The following is a 20,435-nucleotide window of genomic DNA, read 5'->3' as shown; positions in this document are numbered from 1 at the left end:
CCGAAGCGGTTATCCGGCCAGCAGCCTGGCTATGGGTTCTCCGAGCGGACCGAGCCACGTGACCAAGGTCTGGATGGGTCCTGCCAGGCTCGCAAGGGCACCCGCGGCGCTCGCGATTTCCGTGATTTTCCTGAGTGGATCAGCCACCTTCCCCGGCTCTGGATGGGGACTGCTGACTTCCTCGTCGATTTTCTTCACGTGCCTAAGCACTGCCGCGGCCTCGTGGTCCGGAAGGCCCAATGACGCAACGCCGCGCTCCAGTTCCTGGACCGCCTCACGGACCGCGCCCGACTGAACCATCTGGCTGCGCTGGTCTCCCCGGATGTACTGGTTGCCCTCAACGTTATTGATGACCCCGCCGGTTTGGTTATTGATGTTGAATCCCATCCCGATCATTCTCCTTGTCCTTCAGTAGCCCCTGGGGCGGGGCAACGGGAATTCCCGGTCCACTCTCTTCCGCCTGGACGTTGCAACGATATGGAGCACCACGCCGATGGTGAGGAGGATCGAACCTCCCCCTGCAATAAACAAGCCGCTGATGTAAAGACGAAAGGCAGGAGGGGGCCCATCACCGCTGTAGGAAGGTATTTCTTCCATGAACTGGTAGAAGCCTGCTCCGGCAACAACGAGTCCGAGGATGCTGAGGCCTGCGCCGGTCCAGATCAGCCAACGCGCCTTGGTTCTTGTGGCCGCCACCGCTTGAAGGAAACTTTCACGTTCCTGCATGATGTGGCTGACGTATTGGTTGCCTGCCACATTGCTGATGTTTCCGGCGTGCTGACTTTCTATGTCGTATCGTCCCTGGACGTCCCCCTCCCGCTGCCGGTGCCTCTGAACCGGAAGGGCCGCCGTCGGCTCTGCAGTGGTGGCCGCATCCTGATACCTGAACCGCGCCCCACCAAAGGCAATAACATCGCCCGAGCGCAAAATCACGCGTCCCGACGCGGGACGCCCGTTGACAGTAGTCCCGGTGCTGGAACCAAGATCCTGGACGGACACGCTCCCATCACGGCCGACTGTCAGCGAGGCGTGCACCCTGCTCACACTCGGTTCCTGCAACACCAGGTCGTTTGAGTGGCTTCGACCCAGTGTCATATAGTCGCGCGTCAGCTCAAGTTCACCCTCGGAAGTGCCCGGTGGTCCGAGGGAAATGAGTCGGGAAACGTTGGCATCCACTCGGTGTCACCATCGCTTGTTCGCTGGCTGGTAGTGGCATGAGGCTAAGAGACGGTGCGTTACTACGGCGTTACGCAGCCCGGCTGCCTACCGCACGCTGCCCGACAGTGCCTGTTCCCGGAGATGGTAACGCAGCAATAACGCGGGAAGCGGTGTACTTCCAGTTGTTCGTACTTCAACCGCAGGTGGCTGAGGACACGCGAGAGGAGCATCCCATGGATTACAGCGGTGGAGCGGATCTTGAGCTCCAACTCCTGGGCGACTTCCGTCTACTGCACCAGGGGGCGACGGTAGGACTCACCCCCCGGGCTGAGCATTTGCTTGCCTTCCTGGCGTTGCGCCACGATCTCACCCGGGCGGCAGTCTCAGCACAGTTGTGGCCGGACCTGGACGAGGTCCAGGCCCGCGGATGCCTCCGCTCGACCCTGTGGCGGCTGCCGAAGCCGGACGGGCTCCCGCTGGTAGAAGCCGCGGGTGACCGGCTCTACCTGACTGCCTTTGTTCAGGTGGATATCAACCGGCTGCGTAATCGGCTGGATCGGTGGCTGCCGGGCGAGGCGCCGCCGGTGGATGTCGGTCCACTCAGCGGGGATCTGCTGCCCGGGTGGTACGACGATTGGCTGGTGCTTGACCGCGAGCGCCAGCGCCAGATCCGGCTGCACGCCCTGGAACGGCTGAGTGCCTGGTACGTGAACACAGAGCGGTTCGAGAGCGCAATAGAAGCTGCTTTGCAGGCAATTGCCGGTGATCCGCTGCGGGAGAGCGCGCACCGGTGCCTTGTCCGCGCCCACATGGCAGAGGGAAATGTAAGCGAGGCGCACCGGCAGGTACACCGCTATGTGGCACTCCTTGCCGAGGCAGGGATCCCGACGCAGCTCTCGGCACGGATGAACGAACTCATGATGACCAGCGCAAGTCCGGCCCATGCCCGCTGACGCCGTCCGGTCCTTGCCGTCCGGCGCACGTAAGGGAGAGGCGTGCGCGTGGACCCACACGCCGAGGTAGCGATCGTCGGGGGCGGGCCAGCCGGGCTTGCCGCCGCGCAGGTGCTGGGCAGGCAACGCAGGCGCGTTGTCCTCCTCGACAACGGCCAACAGAGGAACGCTGCGGCATCCAGTGTCCACATGCTCTTGGGACGGGAGGGGGTGACACCGGAGGGATTAATCCTCGCCGGCCGGCAAGAGCTTGCGGGGTTCCCCACCGTCTCGGTCCTGCCGGCGGAAGTCACAAAGCTCCACTTGGCGGATTCACACGTCGTTGTCTCAGCATCAGGGCTCACCGTCTTTGCCGATTACCTGATCCTGGCTACAGGTGTGGTGGATCAGCTCCCCCCGATCCCGGGCATCCACACGGCGTACGGCACATGCCTGTTCCATTGTCCTCTCTGCCACGGCTTTGAAGTCAGGGACCAGCGGCTGGCAGTGCTGGGCGGCAGCGAACACGCAGCCTTCATGGCGGCCTACGCGCAGGACCGCATCAGCGGGGACGTGGAGCTCTGCTGCAACGGTGGACCGGCCCTGACCCTGGCGACGCGGAACAGACTCACCCGGAACGGGATCCGGATCATTGACGACGAAGTGGTGGGCATCGAGGCCCAGCCCGGCGGCCTGACACTGCGGCTGAGGGAGACGGCGGCGCGGACCTACCGGGCGGGCTTCCTTTCGTCGGGGTACCGCCAGCGGTCACCCTTCGCCCAGGAGCTTGGATGTGTAATGACCGACGACGGCCGCGTTGGGGTGGATCATTTCCAGCGGACTTCCGTGCCACGCGTCTTTGCCGTGGGGGACATGGCGAAGGCAGCGCAGGCAACCGGCAACATGACCTTTGTAGCCGTCGCCGCGGCAAGCGGCGTGACGGCTGCGGCGTTCCTGGACGAGGACATCTTTGCGAGGGCCTGGGACAGCCCTAGAGATCGAACTCATCGTTCTTGACGCCGGCCAGGAATGCGCGCCACTCCTCCGCGGAAAACTCCATCCGGGTGCCGGGGTCCTGGGAATTGCGTACGTAAACCTTTCCCGTTCGAGGTACCAGCGCCACCTCAAGACAACAGCTGCTGGCACAGTACGAAGAGCGCTCGAAGCTCATGCGGTCATCCATCTCTACTCCCTTCCATCCGCAACGTCCCGGCACGAGGCGGGCCCGGGCCAGTGATCCTTATCCGCCCGGATCCGCGACTGCCAAGGTGCAAGCGCCCGCGAAGGCGTGATGCCAGGTGCTTACGGGAAGCACCTTTTCGCGATCTGTTCGCCGGCAACATAAAGCTTGACGCACACGCCGGTGGGGATGCCCCAACTGGTGCGGGTACTCAGACAGGCCCGGACTGCGGTGCCATTCGGGATGTCGAAAGGTACCGGGATGCAGACCTGCCCGATTCCGAGTGGAAGCTTCAGGCAAACCCTGTTGTTGCCGGAGGTGACCGATATGCATGATGCACGAAGTTCAAGCTCTCCGCCTTCGGCCGGGGCGGAGAAATTGGGTTCCGCCCGGAGATCCCGTCCTTCGAACTGTTGCCTCGATGCTTCGAGAGTTGCCGTCACCGCCTGCTCGTCGAACTCGGCGTACTCGGCGTTCGTACCATTTGTCATGGTTCTTCCCTTCGCGACCTGGCGGATCGGAATTGACCCGTTCCTGGCATGGTTCCAAAGGCTCGTCACCGAAGCGTCACATCCCCTCCACGCTGATCCGAACTGCACCTGGCGTCCACTGCGGTGACGGCAAGGTGATGGTGACGTGACGCGTATCCGGGAGACTTCTGGTGACCGCTCCGTCCCGGCATCAGGACGGGGATGGCCACCCAGGAAGCAGGACACTACCGTGGTCGGAAGGATGCGATCACTGGATGGAGACGGTTATGATCCCCGACGATTACCACGCCATGTATGACCGCGGTATCCAGGCGGCACGCAGTGCGGAGATGCCGTCCGCCGAGACCCCCACAGCCGGGCGGGACCAGTTGTCCGCCGATGTGCCGGACCTGGTGATCGAGGAGGACGAAACCACCGGGCTGCCCAACCGGATCGTCAGCCGGCAGCCCAGTGGCCGGTTATCCGCGCCGGGCCCTTCGGATCCTGCCGACGCCGTACGGCAGTTCATCCAGGAGCGGCGTGCCGTATGGAACCTCGCGGAAGAAGATGCATCCGCTGTACAGGTGCGTTCGGTAAGCCGCACCGGCCTCAAGACAGCGCATTTGTATCAGAGTATGGACGGCGTGGAAGTCTTCGATTCGGACGTGACCGTTGCGCTCGACGGCGACAACGGAGTGATCTCGCTGTCCGGGCAGCTTTTCCCGGGCGCGGGCCTCGCCGCCCGTGAGTCCCGCAGAGTGCAGGCGCGGAGCCCGGAAGACGCCATCGCCCGGGCGGCGTTCGACCTGACGCGGGTGGTCTACCAGGCCGATGATTTTGTGGCTGTGGAAAACCAGCCCGACGGCCAGTACCGGCTCTACGAGTTCCGGCCCGCCGACGGTGGACGTAGGCCCCAGTTTGAGCGGCCGGTCAGGGTGAAGGACGTGATGTTCCCACTGGGGAATCAGCAATTCGCCTCGGGGCACTACGTCGAACTGTGGATTGTGGGCTTCCCCGCATTCAGCTACGTCATTGATGCGGTGGACACCCCCTATGTCCTCTTCCGCAAGAACCTGTCCAGTGAAAGTGCCCCGTTCACTTACCGCGTCCACAACACCGGGGACCAGCTGTTCCGGCCCCATGACGGGCCGGCTCCCGGATCACCCCACCCCACTGGCAAGCCCGACGGTTTCCAGGCAGACCCGATTGACGAACAACTGGTCACGCTCGAGAGCCTGCCGGGGTGTGACCCCTGGCTTCCACCGGGTGCAACCACCACGGAGGGAAACAATTGCCGTGCCTATGCCGATCTGCAGGGACCAACGGGACTGGGTCAAGGCGACATCCTGGGAGAGGTTTCCGCGCCCGAGACCTTCGATTACGTCTACAACCACACCCTGAACGCCAGCGACGCCACAAATCTGCAGAACAGCCTCGTGGGCATGTTCTTCCACGTCAACTGGCTTCACGACCGCTGGTACGAGGCAGGATTCGATGAGGCGGCCGGGAACGCACAGGCTGACAACTTTGGCCGTGGCGGCGTTGGAGGCGACCCCATCCTGGCCGAGGGCAACGATTTCAGCGGCACAGATAACGCGAACATGTCCACCCCGGCAGACGGGGCCAGCCCCCGCATGCAGATGTTCGAATTCCTCGGCCCGCAGCCTGACCAGCCGACCCGCACCAGCAACCACGAGGCGCTGATCACGTTCCACGAGATGGGGCATTACATCACCAACCGGCTGGTGGGGAACGCGAATGGCCTGACCAACCAGCAAGGCCGCGCCATGGGCGAGGGCTGGGGCGACTTTTTCGCGATCTGCATGACATCGCAACCTGATGATGACTTCACCGGCGGGGTTTTCCCGGTGGGCGGTTGGACCGATCTCACCCCCACCTTCAATGACAACTACTACTACTCGATCCGCCGGTATCCCTACAGCGCGGACACCTCGAAGAACCCACTGACCTTCCGCCACATCAGCGCCGGACAAATGCTCCCGGTGGGTCCGCCTATCAGCCCGAACGCAGGCGGTTCTAACAGTGCCGTGCACAACGCCGGTGAAATCTGGTGCGCAGTACTATGGGAGATCTTCGTGAATCTGGTGGCAAAGCACGGACATGAGGAAGCGGAACGGCGAATTCTGTTGGACGTTGTGGGAGGCCTCAAGTTGACCCCGTCACGGCCGACGTTCCTGCACGCCCGTGACGGGATTATCACTGCGGCCACCTCCCTCAACCCTGAGGACCTGCCCGAAATTTGGGCGGGCTTCAGCAAACGTGGAATGGGAGAAGGCGCCGTTGCGCCCGGGCAGAACTCCACCGACCTGAAGGGCGTGGTGGAGAGCTTTGCGGTACCGGATTTCTAGTGGATGCAGCCCTCGCACTTTCTGAAAAGCACATCAAGGGAGAGCCATGGATGTACAGGCACCGCGGTCAGGTTGCCGGCGGGGGGCGAGTGAACGGCCCCGCCCCATGCTGCTGCCGCGACCGGAGTTGAATTCGCGGCGCATGACTGAATCGGCAACAGGGCTGGTTGGTGAGGTGTCGGCTGAGACTTACCGGCGGGCACTCGAAGACCTCACTGCGCACTCCACCCGCCATTCGTTCTCATCGTCCTACCTTGAGGCGGCACGGCTGGTTGCCGGCCAACTCGCCTCGTTGGGGTACGCCACCCGCGAGGAACCTGTCGCCGTCGGCGCCCGCAGGACGCTCAATATCGTTGCCGAAAAGCCAGGCACGGCCCCCGACGATGAGCGGCAACTTGTGTACGTCGTCGCGCATTTGGACTCCATCAACGAGGCCGGTGGAGTCAATGCCCCGGCCCCGGGGGCAGATGACAACGCCTCCGGCGCGGCGGGAGTCCTGGAAATCGCACGCGTGTTCGCCGCCACCACCGCCCGGCACGACCTGCGCCTGGTGATGTTCGGAGGCGAGGAGCAGGGCCTTCACGGCAGCCGCCTGCATGTGGCCAACCTGACTGACGCTGACCGGTCCAGGATCACCATGGTGGTCAATATGGACATGATCGGGCGGCTCAATACGGCCGCACCCTCGGTCCTGTTGGAGGGCGCCACCGTGTCCCAACACGTGATCGACGCGCTGGCCCAAGCCGCCCATGACATGTCCGAACTGGAGGTGTTCGTTTCGCTCGAACCCTTCGCCTCGGACCACGTCCCCTTTATCGACGCCGGCCTTCCCGCTGTTCTGACCATCGAGGGCCAGGACCAGTTGAACACTGATGAGCACACCCCCAGGGACACCCTCGGCGGGCTGGATATCTCGGTGGCCACCGGCATCCTCCGCATGAACACGGCTGCGGTGGCAGCCACGCTCGGCGTATCGGCCTGAAAATCCCAGGGCCGTCCAGGGAGCCGACAAGGCCGGAGAGGCCTCCGTCCCTACATCGATCTGAAAGGCAAGAAAGTGGAGGATCTGATCGGCCGCCTTAGGGCGGCCAATGCACGGATCGAAAGCCGCGATGAAGCGCTGGGCGAGGAATTGCTCGAACGGCGTGCGGCCACACCGCCGATCCCGGCAGGGGCCGTCGGGGACCTTGAAGGGGCCCAACCGGACCGCGCCGCCACGATGGACATTGGTGGAGAAACCGTCCGCCGCACCGAATTCGCGCAGGAAACCATAGTCCTGCGGACCGGGCGGCCCGTGCTGGCCGTCGTCAATGACCAGGCCCAACTCGTGTTTTCAGATCCGGAAAGCAGCGTCTGGGAATCACGGCTGCGAGACGCGTCAGGGCACCTGGGCGCCGCCGCGCGCGCCGTCGGCCGCATTGAGGTGGAGGGACACAGCATGGCCTGGCTCGGCACCGGCTGGCTGGTGGAGCCGGACGTGGTCGTCACGAACCGCCATGTGGCGGCCGAGTTCGGGCGCCACGACGGCACCGCGTTCGTGTTCAAGCAGGGCATCAGCGGCAGCAGGATCAATGCCTCCATCGACTTCCTGGAAGAAATCGGCAGCACCAGGGAGCGGACGTTCCGGCTGAACCGCATCCTGCACATCGAGGATCCAGACGGACCTGATCTGGCCTTCATCCGGGTCTCCTCCACCAGGGCGGACTCCCTTGCAACGCCGATTCGGCTCTCCACCGATCCGGACGACGACGAGCTGGTGGCAGTAATCGGCTACCCTGCCCGGGACAGCCGTATTCCGGACCAGCAGCTGATGGATGAGATCTTCGGCAACGTCTACAACAAAAAGCGGCTTGCGCCCGGACAGCTGATTGGTGCGGACTCGACGGCGGTCCGCCATGACTGTTCCACCCTGGGCGGGAATTCCGGGTCGGCAGTGCTGTCCCTGGCCACGGGCGAGGCCGTGGGCCTGCATTTCGCGGGCCGTTTCCTCCAGAGCAATTTCGCGGTGCCGGCCGCCGTGGTGGCCGAACGGCTCGAGGACGTCCTGAACGGCCGCGCCCGGTCGGTTCCGTCCCGGCCACCGGTTCCGGACAGTCCGGCGCCGCCACCGCAGCAGGCACCCTCAGGCTCCCGCGCGGAAACCAAATTCTCGTTCGTGGTCCCGCTTCGGGTGACCGTCGAGGCCGGGATCCCGTACCCCGACGCCGATGACAACCGCGGTCAGGTCAGTGACAGTTCCTCATCGACAATCGATACCGACGACGAAGTATTCACGGAGGCGGTTGCGGCCGACTACCGGGACCGCCTGGGCTACGAGGAAGCATTTCTCGGTATTCCTGTGCCGCTGCCGTCCGTCGTCGGCCGGCGGGATGATGTCCTCACGTTCGACGTCGACGGCGTCACCGAAGATGTGCTGCGGTACGAGCATTTCGCGGTAATGATGAGCAGGAGCCGCCGACTGTGCCTGTTCAGCGCCGTAAACATCGACGGGCTGCATTCCGTGTCTATGCCCCGCGTGGGCTGGCGCACCGATCCGCGTATTCCACTTGGCGCACAGATCCGCAAAGAGTGCTACGGCGCCGAGCCAAAGTTCTCGCGGGGCCACATGACCCGGCGGGAAGACCCGGTGTGGGGTCCGCGGGATTCCGCAGCGACCGCAAACGGGGACTCCATGCACGTCACCAACGCGGTCCCCCAGATGCAGCCGTTCAACGGCGGGGTCTGGCTCGAACTGGAAAATTACGCGCTCCAGAACGCACGCAAGGACGACATGAGGATCTCCGTCTTCACCGGCCCGTTCCTGACGGATGCGGACCCCGTCAAATTCGGTGTCCGGATTCCCACCGAGTTCTGGAAAGTCATCGCCTTCATCCATGACGAGACAGGGAAACTCTGTGCCACGGGCTACACGATGTCGCAGGCGGACTTCCTGCGTGAAGAGGAATTCGTTTTCGGCAAGCACAAGACCGCTCAACGATCCATCGCGTCCATTGAGCACCGCACCGGACTCTCGTTTGGGCCGCTCGCCGGGCTCGACCCCTTCGAGGACACCGAAGGCCTAGTATCCGAATTGACCGACGTCCGGCAAATCCGGTTCGTCGGACGCTAGCGGCAATCAGGCCGGACAGCAGAAGGGGCGCGCATGAGCCCGCAACTGGCAATTGAAGAGGTGGCACGGCTTGGCGCCGACTCCGTGCGCAGGGAGGCGCAAAGCAGTGCGTACCTCCGTGCGGCCGTTGAAGCGGCAGCAAAGGAACACGGCCTCCTCGCTGCCCTGTTGGCAGAACTCCGGCGGGCGCCGGCCGACGAGCACATCTTTGAGGCGTTCAGCAAGGCGCTCGAAGCGGCGTTGCGGCGGGACAGTGATTTGGCCAGCCGCCTTGAGAACTGGATTCTGCAGAATGCACCAGTCGAGGCTGGCGGCACCGTCGGCAGTGTTGTCAACAGGGCCGACGGCGGTGGATTCCTTGGCGGGCTGGAGCCGGAGCCTGCGCCGCGCCCGGCGGAGCACATGGCCAGCGCCAGCCCGGAACAACCCGCCAGCAGCGCCGGCGCGGGCCGGGCGCCGGACAGTGTGCAGGCGTGGCTCAACGCGGAACTTGAGGATGTCGACGCCACCCAGCCCCTGGCAGTCGGTGAAACCTACACGCTCGCCTTCAGCCTCGACCAGGCTGCGAAACACTCGGTCATCGCCAGCGGCGCGCCGTTCAAGTTCCTGTTCCCCCCGGACACGGACGAGGTCATCCTCACGGTGCAGCTGGACAGTGACGACTTCGAAGTCCTCGAACCAAGCCGGCCGCTGCGCTTCCGACGGCCAGGTATTGCCAGGGGGAAAGCGAGGTTCGACATCGTTCCGCGCAGGAACGGGCGCTGCCATCTGGTAGCAACGGTGCATCATGCGGGAAACTTCCTGCAGCAGCTGACGATAACCATCGATGTAGGGGCCGCAGCGGGTCATCCCCTTGAATCGTCGTCGCTGGGACGGCCCATCGCAGATGCCGCCGTCCTGCAACCACGCGACATCGGCTTCGCCATCGAGCCGGCACCCGGCGGAGGGTACAGCTGCACTGCGTGGGGAGCGACGGCGGCCCGGGTACACCTGCCAATCCAGCAGCAGGAGCTGGCATCCGCCATAGACCAGGTGCGCCGGGCGCTTTTGGACGTGGTGGGCAAGCGCGCATTCCGCACCCAGCTCGACATCCCGGCTGAGGACCGGGACGATGCGCTGCGCCTCCTGGCGAGGGAAGGATTCCGCCTCTATCAAAAAATTTTCTACCACCCGGCCGGTGGTGCTGATGCCCGGCGCCTCGGCGACTGGCTGCGCCAACAGGCCACCGGCCAGAACCAGGTTCTGAAGATCCAGCTGCTGACCCGGGACTTCCCGGTGCCGTGGGGACTCCTCTACGTCGACGATGTATGGAAAGCTGACGCCACGGATTGGCAACGGTTCCTCGGAATGAGCCACGTCATCGAGCAGATCCCGCTTCAGACGACCCTCACCACCCTCAGCGGGATTATCGACATTGAAACCGCAGGATTATCGGTCAGCGTGAACTTCAACGAGAGCATCGACAAACAGATGGAGGCTGATTTCGTCGCCCGCCAAATTTCCTACTGGGGCGGCATCGCCGACTTCACACCGCCCGTTAACGTTGTCAGCCGCACCAAGCGCGTCGAGCTGGTGAATGCCTTAAAGGACGGAGCGACTCCGGACCAGATCCTTTACGTTTACTGCCATGCTGTGGCGGCGGGCCTTACAGGCGACGGCCCTGATGCCTCCTACCTTGTGCTGTCCGGGGATGAACGCGTCACCCTCGGGGACCTGAACCTGGAAGCGCCCACCACCGTGCAACTTGCGGGAAACCCGCTGGTATTCATTAACGCCTGTGAATCGGCCGAACTATCGCCCATGTTCTACGACGGTTTCGTGCCCTACTTCATGGCGAAGGGCGCGCGCGGCGTGATTGGAACGGAGTGCAAGACGCCGGCCCTGTTCGCCGCGGAATGGGCCCGGACCTTTTTTGACCAGTTCCTGGACGGCGGCTCCCTCGGACAGGTCTTCCTCCGGATGAGGCGCGAATTCTTCGAGCAGCACGGCAACCCGCTTGGCCTCATCTATGGCGTGCACTGCGACGGCGACACGCGGGTACAGCCGGCTACGAGCCGCCTGGGTCATTGATTCCCGCCACTTGCGTCCCCACACCACGTTCAGAAAGGACACCTCATGGTAATCAGGCACATCCCCAACCAGCCGGACCTCGCGTACCACCTCCTTCACTTTGATAAGCACGGCGCTGAAATCAGGGACAACGGGAACGCACTCGGAAGCGAAGCTGTCCGCGCTGAACTCGCGTCCCCCGGAGCCGGCATCACCGACGTTTTCCTCCTGAGCCACGGCTGGAACTCCGACACCGAGGGCGCCATAAGGCAGTACGACGCATGGGTGTCAACGACCAGGTCTACCCGGCCTTCCGACATCGGACGCCCTTTCCGTCCCCTCATTATCGGCGTGCACTGGCCGAGCAAGGCCTGGGGTGACGACACGATCATTGCGGGGCAGCCTGGCGGGATGCTGGGAGAGGAATCAGCACCGTCGTCGGATGCCATCACGGTGGACGATGCAGTGGACAAATATGCCGGCATTCTTACCGACACGCCCGGCACCCGGGCCGCCCTTCGCACCATTTTTGAAGCCGTTACGGACCATGGCAACGACGAGCATTTGCCCGATGATGTGCAGGCCGCCTACCGCATGCTCTCCCGCGAGTTGCAATTGGGCGACGTACCGGACGAGGACCACGCTCCCGCTGATCAGTGGGATCCGGAGAAGGCGTTCCAGCATGCGCTCGACGACACTGCCAAGCTCGCAGACGCCCCCGGTGAGGAAGGGCTCCTTGGTGGCGGCTTCAATCTTGACCGGATAAGGGACGCCATCCTGGCACCTTTCCGTCAGCTGTCATTTTGGACAATGAAGGCACGTGCCCTCACATTCGGCGAAAACGGCGCAGCCCTCCTGCTGCGGGGGCTGCAGGATGCGGCTGATGAAAACGTGCGGTTCCACCTCATGGGCCATAGCTTTGGCTGCATCGTAGTCAGCGCGGCGGTGGCAGGAGCGAAGGGGTCCCCTGCGGCCCGCCCTGTGGATTCGCTGTTCCTGGTGCAGGGGGCCTTGTCACTGTGGGCTTACGCGCGGGCGGTGCCTGATGAGGTGGAGCCCGGGCATTTCCACCGGATCGTGCGCGAGGAGATGGTCAGTGGGCCCATTGTTACAACCCGGTCCACGTTCGACTACGCGGTTGGACGTTTTTATCCCCTGGGCGCTGGAATAGCTGGGCAGGTCCTGCTCGGGGACCTCCCGCGGTATGGCGGCCTGGGCGCTTTCGGCATTCAAGGCCTGGACGACGCCGCCGACGCTGCAATAGGCGATGAAAACACCGATTACGGATTCCGGCCCGGAGGGGTCTACAACGTTGACGCATCGACGGTTATCAGCAGGGTCAGCGGTGCGGGCGGCGCCCACAGCGACATCACGCATCCGGCCGTAGCCGCCTTGGCATGGCAAGCCGCCCTGGCAAGGAAATGAGTTCAAGATTTTCCGGGCCCCATCACGGCCCCAGCAGTGTGGCAGTAACGGTGCAGTAACGCCAGCAGGCGTAGGAATGTTTTGCTTGTCAACCAAGGCTCGCGGCAGCCTGGCACAGAGGAGAAAGAGATGGTCGAGGAGAACAAGAGCTACTACTGCTCCGTTCCTACAGCCCCAGCGCATTCCAGCAAGGAAAGAGCGGCGCTGCTGAACCAGTCGAAGTGGCCGTCCGGCGCCAGGATCAAGGTAGGTTTCCTGGGCGGCGACCCCGAACTGCAGCGGCGCGTCCAGGGCGTTGCCCAGGAATGGACCGGGCCGCAGATGGCACACCTTGGACTGGACTTCGTGAATGGCTCGACACCTGATATCCGCATCGCCTTCGAACAGGGCAACGGCTCGTGGTCCTATCTTGGCACCGACGCGCAGCAGATTGCCGAATCGGAGCCCACGATGAATTACGGCTGGCTGACGCCCGGCTCAACGGACGACGAACTGAGGCGCGTCGTTCTGCACGAATTTGGGCATGCCCTCGGCCTCATCCACGAGCATCAAAACCCAAACAAGCCCATCGCCTGGAACAAGGCTGCGGTCATCGCCGACCTCTCAAAACCCCCGAATTCCTGGAGCATCGACGTCATCGAGAACAACATCTTCAAGATTTACGACCCATCCGGGGTTGAAAGCACGTCCACGGACCCGGAATCGATCATGTTGTACCCGATTCCTGCCTCGTGGACCACGGACGGGTTCTCTGCTGGACTGAACAAAGAACTCTCCAGTACGGACAAGGAATTCATCCGCACCGCCTACCCGTGGTGACCTGGAGGCAGGAGTTCAACCATGGCGGACTACGCCGTCGTCGTCGGTGTGGCACAGTACCCCGAGCTGTCCGCCGCAGGAATTGCCTCTGACCTGGACGGACCCAACAACGACGCAACGGCTGTATTGGAGTGGCTGGTGGACCCTGCCGGGGGTGGGTTGGATGCCAGGAACGTGAAGGTGATCAGGTCCTCTGATTTCGTCCCCCCGGATCCAATCGATCCGCAGCCGGCCGAAGCTGCAGTGGAACGTGCCCTCAAATGGGTGGAGGCGCAAACCCGCGACGGAACAGGAGGAAGGCTCTACCTGTACTTTTCCGGGCATGGCTTTTCCCCTGTGATGCAAGAGGGCGCGCTCTTCACTGCCGATGCGTCCCATGTGAGCATGTCCTACGTCTACGCGCACGGCTGGTTGAAATGGTTCCGCACGGCCCAGCGGTTTAGGGAATATGTCCTGTGGATGGACTGCTGCATGAACAACCAGCAGTCCATTCCAGTCCGCCCAGTGAACATGCGGCCGGAATTCGGGCTTGGAACCCCGGGCCCGGAATTCGTCGCTACCGCCGCCGAGACGAAGAGTGCCATCGAGGGTGAGATGGCGGACGGCCTGGTGCACGGAGTGTTCACCTGGACGCTGCTTCAGGGCCTCCGCGGAGGGGCTTCAGATGACCGGGGCCGCGTCACCGCTGAAAGCCTCAAGAATTTCCTGCATACCGTGATGCCGGAATATCTTCCGGACAAGGTCAAGGCAGCCAACAGCGTGGACCTCCAGGCTTCCGTGCGCGCCGGTGGCAACATCGTTTTTAAGCGCCTCCCGGCCCAGCCCACGTACCCCGTCCGCCTCACCTTCCCGCCGTCCGCCGTGGGGAAGCGACTGAGGGTCTGGACAGGAAGACCCCACAGGCCGGTTGTCGAGGAAATCCTGAAGGACACGGAGTGGGCCGGCTCATTGGTTCGAGGCCTTTATGTCGCGGAAGTCGCGGACGCGGGACTCCGCCACGGCTTCCAGGTGACCGGGACAGGCATGGTGGCTTGCCAGGTCACCGACCTGGGGCCCACAGTTACTGAGGCGTCCCATGCCGGGCAGTTCAAGCTGGATATTGTGGCTCAGAACGCGGCTGCATCAGTCACTGTCATGGACCACAATTTCGTGAAGGTGTACACGTCGACCGGAGAGCTGCATGAAAGTGACCTTCCGGGAGTTTACAAACTACGGACGCAAATTGGACGGGACCTAGGGACGATCAAGGAGGAGATTCTTGTCCTTGACCGGGACACGGTTCGGGACAGTATGGCGGCGCGGGCGCTGCCATCCCCCGCTCCGATCCCGGGAAGCGCCTTCACACACGAGTCTCACGTCCGGCCGTTCGCTGAGGCTGCCTCGGGCAGGGGTGTCTTTGCGGACAGGAGGACCGACAGCGCACAAATCTCCGTACTCTCCCGCTACTGGTCGGACGAATTGCCAACAACGGCCCGGACCCGTTCCTTGCATCCTATGCAGGGGTTGGATATCTTCCGCCGTGATGGACAGCTCTTGGCACGGATGTCGGAAGAGTGCCGGTTCGATGACAAATCCCCCCGTGACCGGGTGGCGGTGTGGGATCGGCAGGTTGAGCCCGGCGTCTATTTCCTGGGAATCGCATCCCCACCGGCCGGGCAACTCGAAGCAAGCATTGTTGCCGCTCCCGGATGGCTTACCCAGGTCGCCATCAGGCGTCCCATACCGCTTGTTGGGCGGTCGATGGGCAAGATGGTGGTGCCGTCAGGAGACGCAGCCATCTTCATGCGCGACCTCCGGAAGCTGCCGGGGCCATCCGGGCAGGAGGCCGTGGAGGAATCCTATGCACTGTCCACTACAGCTGAGGGTGAACTTCCACAGGCAGGTCAGGATGCGGTGATTGAGGCTGCCCGGATTGCTTTCACCCAAGGCCGCAACCTGCTCGCGGATGCGCGCGGCACCAAACTGCAAAAACTGCTGCTTGAAGAGTTTGATGATCCGGTTGCGGGGATCATTGGGGGACACCTGCTGCTGATGGCCATGGAGGCGGGCGTCCGCCCGGATCCGGCACTGGCAGATGTCTTCACTGCTGCAGTTGTCCGGCTGCGCGGGCTGGTCCAAATCTGGCATCCCGACGTCGAAGCCCTTGCCCTGCGGTCTTCAGATCAGGCTGTACGTCCAAACAAGCCCTTCACCGCACCTCCGATGTTCAGCCGCAGCTGGAAGCTTATCGTAGAGGCCAGCTACGACAACCCGGACCTCGTTCCTCCGGATCTCTGGTCGCGGGTCCACGCGAACCGGAGCATTGGGCCATACTTCGTGTGGGCCACCGACGAGGCCAGCCGCGCCGCCCACGCGCAACAACTCGATCAGTGGAAAACTGTGTACGGGTCGCAGCCACCAGCGGCAATGCCCAGCCCTACCGGGGGAACGCCGCCACCAGCGGCAATGCCCAGCCCTGCCGGCAGTCCCCCACCCCCAATACCGGACACAGTGCGGAATGATGCCCGTCGCCTTGGCATACCCGCCGGGGCACTGGATGATATTTGGCGCGGGACGGATTCCCGTGGCCCGGGACAGTAGGACTTGTGTACGAATTCGAGATCACGAAAGGCCTCTCTGTTTCGTTTCAGCGCTTCCCTTACCCCGCTTCAGGATCCCTTTCGGTTCTACCTGCCAGCCGCGGCGCCTTGCCGCTTTATGTTTCCGGGCCCGCCCGGCTCACCGTCCCATCTCCGCAAGGCGAAGCATTTTGGATCGCTCTTCTGTGCAATTCCGATTCTGCTCCCGCCGAGGTTGCCGTGCTGGCGTACGGCCTAAGCGGAGCCCTGGTGGATGTCCTCACCGGACATCCCGTCGGTGAACCCCTCATAGAACCAACTGCCCGGGTCACGCTACCCCCGCATCACTTCATTCCTGGCATCCGCCGAAGTGCCGGTACGTGGTGGCCCATTGCCCGTGTCGCTTCCGCGGGTGCCCCATCGGCACTCGCCCTCGACTTCCTCGTCCGGACATGGTCAAAGCCGGACCGGGCACCTGCCGCCGTCGTCGAACCGACACGTCACTACATACCCGGAGAAGAATCCCGGGCACGCCGGCCACCACACACGAACGTCACCGGTGCTGTTGAGGACGTTAAGCTACACATCGTCCTCGCGGATGAATTCCGTTTCAGGACGGTCAGTGGGCTGCAGGTCCCGCGACTTAGCCAGGATTCAGGCCCAGGGCACCGGCGGCTTCCCTAATACGCTAGAGTGGCTCGGAATTTGGATGTCGCCATTGAATATGCGCAGCCGACTTTGGGCGATACCCCCTTCCCCGCGGACGCAGCCTGCGCTTACTCGAGGCTTCAGTAGCGGTTTCGAGGCGGACGGCGATGCGCAGTGGGGGCCTGCCGAGCCTTCCTGGCCTGCAGTACGCGCTTGATGACGATGGGAAGCAAAGCAAAAAGCAGTTTCTTCATGGCGCCGATCCTTCGGTTGTGACTACGGTGAATACTAAATAGTAAGCACACTTGCTATCCGTGCGGCAATGGTGGCTATGAACCGCCGTCTGCCCTTATGCGAGCACGGCCCGGGCCGCTTCCAGGACGACTCCCCCTTTCCCTGTGAGAACGTCCATGCCTAGGATGAACTCCTGTGTGGCCCGCCGCGCCAGCGGAGGAGCCGCCGACATCAAGAGCTGACAAATGGAAGGGAACCGAAACCATGGCCGAAACTCCGAACCCGATTCAGATTCAGAAGTTCCTGGGCGGCGTGGACTACCCCGCCAGCCGCGACACGTTGCTGTCCAAGGCAAAGGACTCCGGCGCCGACAACAACGTGATTCAGGCCCTTGAGGCCATCCCCGACAAGGAATACGACAGCCCAACGGCCGTCAGCTCAGCGGTGTCCGGCAGCAACTCCTGAACAGCCGGCGAAAATCACCTGGTGACCAGTTCGTTTCCGTAGCCGGAGTCGCACTCGCCGTCGTGGATGACGCCGTCGCCTGCGGCCACCACGTAGTTGTCAGCAGGGTCAAAGACCGCTGTCTGGACGCCCGTGACTTCCCTGGTGCAGCGGCGGGCAAACTCCGCGCCTTCGTCCTCGCCGCCGATCCAGATGTCGAGCCAAATGGAGGCCTCCCCAAACTCCTCCGCCCCGGTGTGGCAGGGACCTTCCTCGGGCGCGTCACCGTCCCCGCAGGTGTCCTCCACGATGAAGTACCGGCGCACGTTGGGCAGGTAGATGCGGGTCCCGGCCGGGTAGTCCAGAACGTCCTTCCCCGTCTCCTTTGAATGCCCGACGGCGATGGTCACCGGATCCTCGTAGGTTCCGGTCCCGCCGGCCGTCTTATGCAGGACCGGGTGGCTGATGATGGGTGATCCGGGCGGGGTGTTGTCGAACCAGGTGTAGGCCGTGATGTACACCTGCTCACCCACCGTGTCCTCGGGAGGTGGCGGGGGCTCCTGCTCTGTACACGCGCCGGCAGCCAGAACCAACGCGAGCACGCCCGCCAGCGGAAGGACTCGTCGGCCCATGCGGCCCCCCTGTCTCGCAGTTATGGATGAACATAACACCCCTACCTGTGAGGCTCAGCTACGGGCGCGCCTCCCGGACCGTGCGGCAAACGCATCCAGCGCAGCCAGGACCTCATCGCTTCTCCAGTGCCGGCCGCGCTTGAACTTGTCAAAGCCCTGCACCACGCCAGCCTCCTCCAGGACCTGCATCTGGCGCCAGATCGTCGGGCCCGACAGCCCCAAACGGTCTTCCAACAGTTTGGCGTTGACGACAGGCTGGCGGGCTAACAGGTCCGCAATCTTCCACGCGGCCGCGTCCTTGCGGGCCGTGATGACGTCCTTCCAGCGGGCCCTTGCCGCCGTGATGTCTCCGGCGAGCCGGCGGCCGTTGTCAATAGCGCGGAACGTGGCTTCCGAGGTGAGCAGGATGATCCTGCCGGGGTCCCCTTCCCGGTAAGCGGTCAGTGCATCGTGGTATCCCCTGACGTCATTCAGCAGCCCGGCCGAGACTGGGACGGTCACCGCCCTTGTGAGGCCCTTGTTCCGCAACATGGCGTGCATCAGCGCCCGGCCGGTCCTGCCATTGCCGTCGGTAAAAGGGTGGATAGTTTCAAACTGGGCATGGGCGATTGCCGCTTGGGACAGGACCTGGACATCGTTCCGTTCGGCATAGGCCATGAGATCGTCCATGAGTGCCGGCACGCGCTTGGCATCGGGAGCGACGAAGTCCGCTCCTACCGGACTCGAACTGGACCTGCCGATCCAGACAGGCTCACTACGCCAGGTACCCGCGCCCTTCGGGTCGGCATGCTTCATGAGTGCCCTGTGCATTTCCAGGACGGCTGCCGTATCCAAAGCATCAGCGGCGGCAAGGGCAGCGTTCATGGCCGCCACGTTGTCCACAACCAGGGTGGCGTTTCGCTTGGAGTCGTCCCCAAGCACTGCCATCTCGATGCTCCGGGCGTTGGCGGTCACATCTTCGATCTGGGATGAGGAGACTGATTCGGTCCGCAGCAGGATGGCCGAAAACGGCGCGATGTCGGAACCAAACTCGTGGTCAAAGTCGCGGATGGCCAACGCCGCATCTTCGGCCGCAGCCGTCACTTCACTCGAGGCGATATAGACGTTGTCCCTAATGAAGGGCGGGATCGCTGCCTTGTAAGGCACGTAGGGCGATTCGGTCATGGAACGAGGCCCCATCCCGGCCTTGACCTCCCAGATGAGCCGCTCCCAGTCCAGCGGCGGCCATCGGGTGGCCGAGCGGGGCTGCTCCATCACTGCTCCTCGACGTGAACCGGTGGTTGGAACTGAAAGACTTCCAGCACAACTATTTCACCTATGTGCAAAAGTGAAAAGATCCGGTGCGGATCTTTTCAATTTCACTCGGGAGAGCAGGCGCCGGCTCAGCCCGTAGCCGACACCGCCAGCCACAGCTCCATGTGGTCCGGCTTCCCCTCCTGGTCGAAGACCGTCGCCAGCAGCTCCGGTTCCGCGAGCGGCTCGTAAGGGTTGGCCGGGAACCATTCGCCGTACGCCTTTGCCCACAACTGCTGGACCTCCTCCGTTTCCATGCCCTGCGACTCCAGCACCAACCACTGGTGCGGCGGAACATTGAGTGACTCGTGCCCGCTGCCCGCCGCCGGAGCTTCATCGGTGGCTGCCGCAAGCCAGTACTCGAAGGTACTCCCGTCCGCCCGGTCCTCAGCGAAATCCGTGCTCACGGCCAGCACACCGCGCGGGGACCTGGTGGACAGGCTGCTGATCTCCCTGAGCACCTCCAGGCCCAGTTCTTCACGGAACTGCTCCAAGGCCGGATTGGGACCGTGGTAAACCAGCGGCATCCTCCGCCGCCGGCCCACAAGCGTGAATGCGTCCTCGTTCTGCAGCCGGTAGTCCATCTGTTGTGTTCCTTTCACTGAGAGGGAGAAGCGCAGCGGGGGCTGCGAGCGCAGCACGGCGCCGGAGCGGCGAGCCTCGGCCGGATTTACGCCGTGCACGGCCCGGAAAGCCCTGCTGAAGGCGTCGGCCGAGGCGTAGGCGAAGCGCACGGCAACGTCCTGCAGCGGCTCATCACCTGAAACCACGGCGGAGGCCGCGGCTGTCATGCGCCGCCGCCGGATGTATTCCGAGACCGGCATTCCGGCCAGCACCGAGAACATCCGCCGGAAGTGGTACTCCGACGTCAGGGTGATCCGCGCCAGCGCAGCCACATCCACCTCACCGGCAGAGCGGTACCCTGCACCGTCGGAGATCTGCTGCTCGATGTGCTCGATCGCCCTGTTCCAGAGATCCACCTGCTGCCCTCCCTGCGTTTCGTTGTCGGCTCCACGTTAGCCATGCGCCGCCCGGCCGGGTCCGACAATCCATGCCCGTTCCCGTCGGGCGGCAGGGGCACGCGGGCGGCAGGGGCCACCTTTGGCGGCTCTGCC

The 20,435-nt window shown here is 63.6% G+C and carries 17 protein-coding genes; 10 read left to right on the top strand and 7 right to left on the bottom strand.

The features are described 5' to 3' along the window. Positions 1 to 9 precede the first annotated feature (9 nt). The gene (locus AC5RWA_RS02160) at positions 10 to 396 is read right to left on the bottom strand and encodes a hypothetical protein (protein ID WP_494056365.1); all 387 of its coding nucleotides are present in this window, start codon (positions 394 to 396) and stop codon (positions 10 to 12) included. Positions 397 to 408: 12 nt separating this feature from the next. After that, positions 409 to 1,176 (bottom strand): FHA domain-containing protein, encoded by a 768-nt coding sequence (locus AC5RWA_RS02155; RefSeq protein ID WP_494056364.1) that lies wholly within the window; start codon positions 1,174 to 1,176, stop codon positions 409 to 411. A gap of 215 nt (positions 1,177 to 1,391) precedes the next feature. Here AC5RWA_RS02155 and AC5RWA_RS02150 point away from each other — a divergent pair, with 215 nt between their 5' ends. After that, a complete protein-coding gene (locus tag AC5RWA_RS02150; RefSeq protein ID WP_494056363.1) occupies positions 1,392 to 2,111 on the top strand; it encodes an AfsR/SARP family transcriptional regulator in 720 nt (239 codons plus the stop codon). Positions 2,112 to 2,153: 42 nt separating this feature from the next. Further along, on the top strand, positions 2,154 to 3,107 hold the full coding sequence (locus AC5RWA_RS02145) for an NAD(P)/FAD-dependent oxidoreductase (RefSeq protein WP_494056362.1): 954 nt from the start codon (positions 2,154 to 2,156) through the stop codon (positions 3,105 to 3,107). Here the strand turns inward: AC5RWA_RS02145 and AC5RWA_RS02140 are convergent. Both AC5RWA_RS02140 and AC5RWA_RS02135 read right to left on the bottom strand, forming a co-directional pair. Further along, positions 3,082 to 3,261: a DUF397 domain-containing protein gene (locus AC5RWA_RS02140; protein WP_494056687.1), complete on the bottom strand. Its 180-nt coding sequence runs from the start codon at positions 3,259 to 3,261 to the stop codon at positions 3,082 to 3,084. The two genes, AC5RWA_RS02145 and AC5RWA_RS02140, sit on opposite strands and share 26 nt — an antisense overlap. A gap of 131 nt (positions 3,262 to 3,392) precedes the next feature. Beyond that, on the bottom strand, positions 3,393 to 3,761 hold the full coding sequence (locus AC5RWA_RS02135) for a hypothetical protein (protein ID WP_494056361.1): 369 nt from the start codon (positions 3,759 to 3,761) through the stop codon (positions 3,393 to 3,395). 266 nt (positions 3,762 to 4,027) lie between these two features. Between AC5RWA_RS02135 and AC5RWA_RS02130 the strand changes: the two genes are divergently transcribed. The 8 genes from AC5RWA_RS02130 (at position 4,028) to AC5RWA_RS02095 (ending at position 17,416) form a co-directional block, all read left to right on the top strand. After that, on the top strand, positions 4,028 to 6,109 hold the full coding sequence (locus AC5RWA_RS02130) for a M36 family metallopeptidase (RefSeq protein WP_494056360.1): 2,082 nt from the start codon (positions 4,028 to 4,030) through the stop codon (positions 6,107 to 6,109). A 142-nt stretch (positions 6,110 to 6,251) separates the two neighbouring features. Further along, positions 6,252 to 7,091, top strand: coding sequence for a M28 family metallopeptidase (locus AC5RWA_RS02125; RefSeq protein WP_494056359.1), 840 nt, complete (start codon positions 6,252 to 6,254; stop codon positions 7,089 to 7,091). A 75-nt stretch (positions 7,092 to 7,166) separates the two neighbouring features. Next, entirely contained in the window at positions 7,167 to 9,218 is a 2,052-nt protein-coding gene (locus tag AC5RWA_RS02120; protein WP_494056358.1) for a DNA/RNA non-specific endonuclease, read from the top strand. Between the two features lie 33 nt (positions 9,219 to 9,251). Further along, complete coding sequence (locus tag AC5RWA_RS02115; protein WP_494056357.1) at positions 9,252 to 11,288, top strand: CHAT domain-containing protein; 2,037 nt, start codon at positions 9,252 to 9,254, stop codon at positions 11,286 to 11,288. 45 nt (positions 11,289 to 11,333) lie between these two features. Beyond that, complete coding sequence (locus AC5RWA_RS02110) at positions 11,334 to 12,692, top strand: hypothetical protein (protein ID WP_494056356.1); 1,359 nt, start codon at positions 11,334 to 11,336, stop codon at positions 12,690 to 12,692. 129 nt (positions 12,693 to 12,821) lie between these two features. Then, positions 12,822 to 13,511 carry a M12 family metallopeptidase gene (locus AC5RWA_RS02105; RefSeq protein ID WP_494056355.1) on the top strand — a complete coding sequence of 230 codons (690 nt, stop codon included), beginning with the start codon at positions 12,822 to 12,824 and terminating at the stop codon, positions 13,509 to 13,511. Positions 13,512 to 13,532: 21 nt separating this feature from the next. Next, positions 13,533 to 16,091, top strand: a complete 2,559-nt coding sequence (locus AC5RWA_RS02100) for a caspase family protein (RefSeq protein WP_494056354.1) — start codon at positions 13,533 to 13,535, stop codon at positions 16,089 to 16,091. Positions 16,092 to 17,215: 1,124 nt separating this feature from the next. Then, on the top strand, positions 17,216 to 17,416 hold the full coding sequence (locus AC5RWA_RS02095) for a DUF2795 domain-containing protein (RefSeq protein WP_494056353.1): 201 nt from the start codon (positions 17,216 to 17,218) through the stop codon (positions 17,414 to 17,416). A 14-nt stretch (positions 17,417 to 17,430) separates the two neighbouring features. Here AC5RWA_RS02095 and AC5RWA_RS02090 read toward each other — a convergent pair whose 3' ends face one another. The 3 genes from AC5RWA_RS02090 to AC5RWA_RS02080 all read right to left on the bottom strand — a co-directional run bounded on the left by AC5RWA_RS02090 (position 17,431) and on the right by AC5RWA_RS02080 (position 20,300). Continuing rightward, on the bottom strand, positions 17,431 to 18,027 hold the full coding sequence (locus AC5RWA_RS02090) for a hypothetical protein (RefSeq protein WP_494056352.1): 597 nt from the start codon (positions 18,025 to 18,027) through the stop codon (positions 17,431 to 17,433). 54 nt (positions 18,028 to 18,081) lie between these two features. Beyond that, positions 18,082 to 19,281, bottom strand: a complete 1,200-nt coding sequence (locus AC5RWA_RS02085; protein WP_494056351.1) for a Fic family protein — start codon at positions 19,279 to 19,281, stop codon at positions 18,082 to 18,084. A gap of 128 nt (positions 19,282 to 19,409) precedes the next feature. Beyond that, positions 19,410 to 20,300, bottom strand: a complete 891-nt coding sequence (locus AC5RWA_RS02080) for an AraC family transcriptional regulator (protein WP_494056350.1) — start codon at positions 20,298 to 20,300, stop codon at positions 19,410 to 19,412. Between the last annotated feature and the right edge of the window lie 135 nt (positions 20,301 to 20,435).

The sequence above is a fragment of the Arthrobacter sp. 210 2 genome (assembly GCF_059093025.1).
Note: the sequence above shows the minus strand (reverse complement) of the source record. Positions and strands in the feature narration are given on the sequence as shown.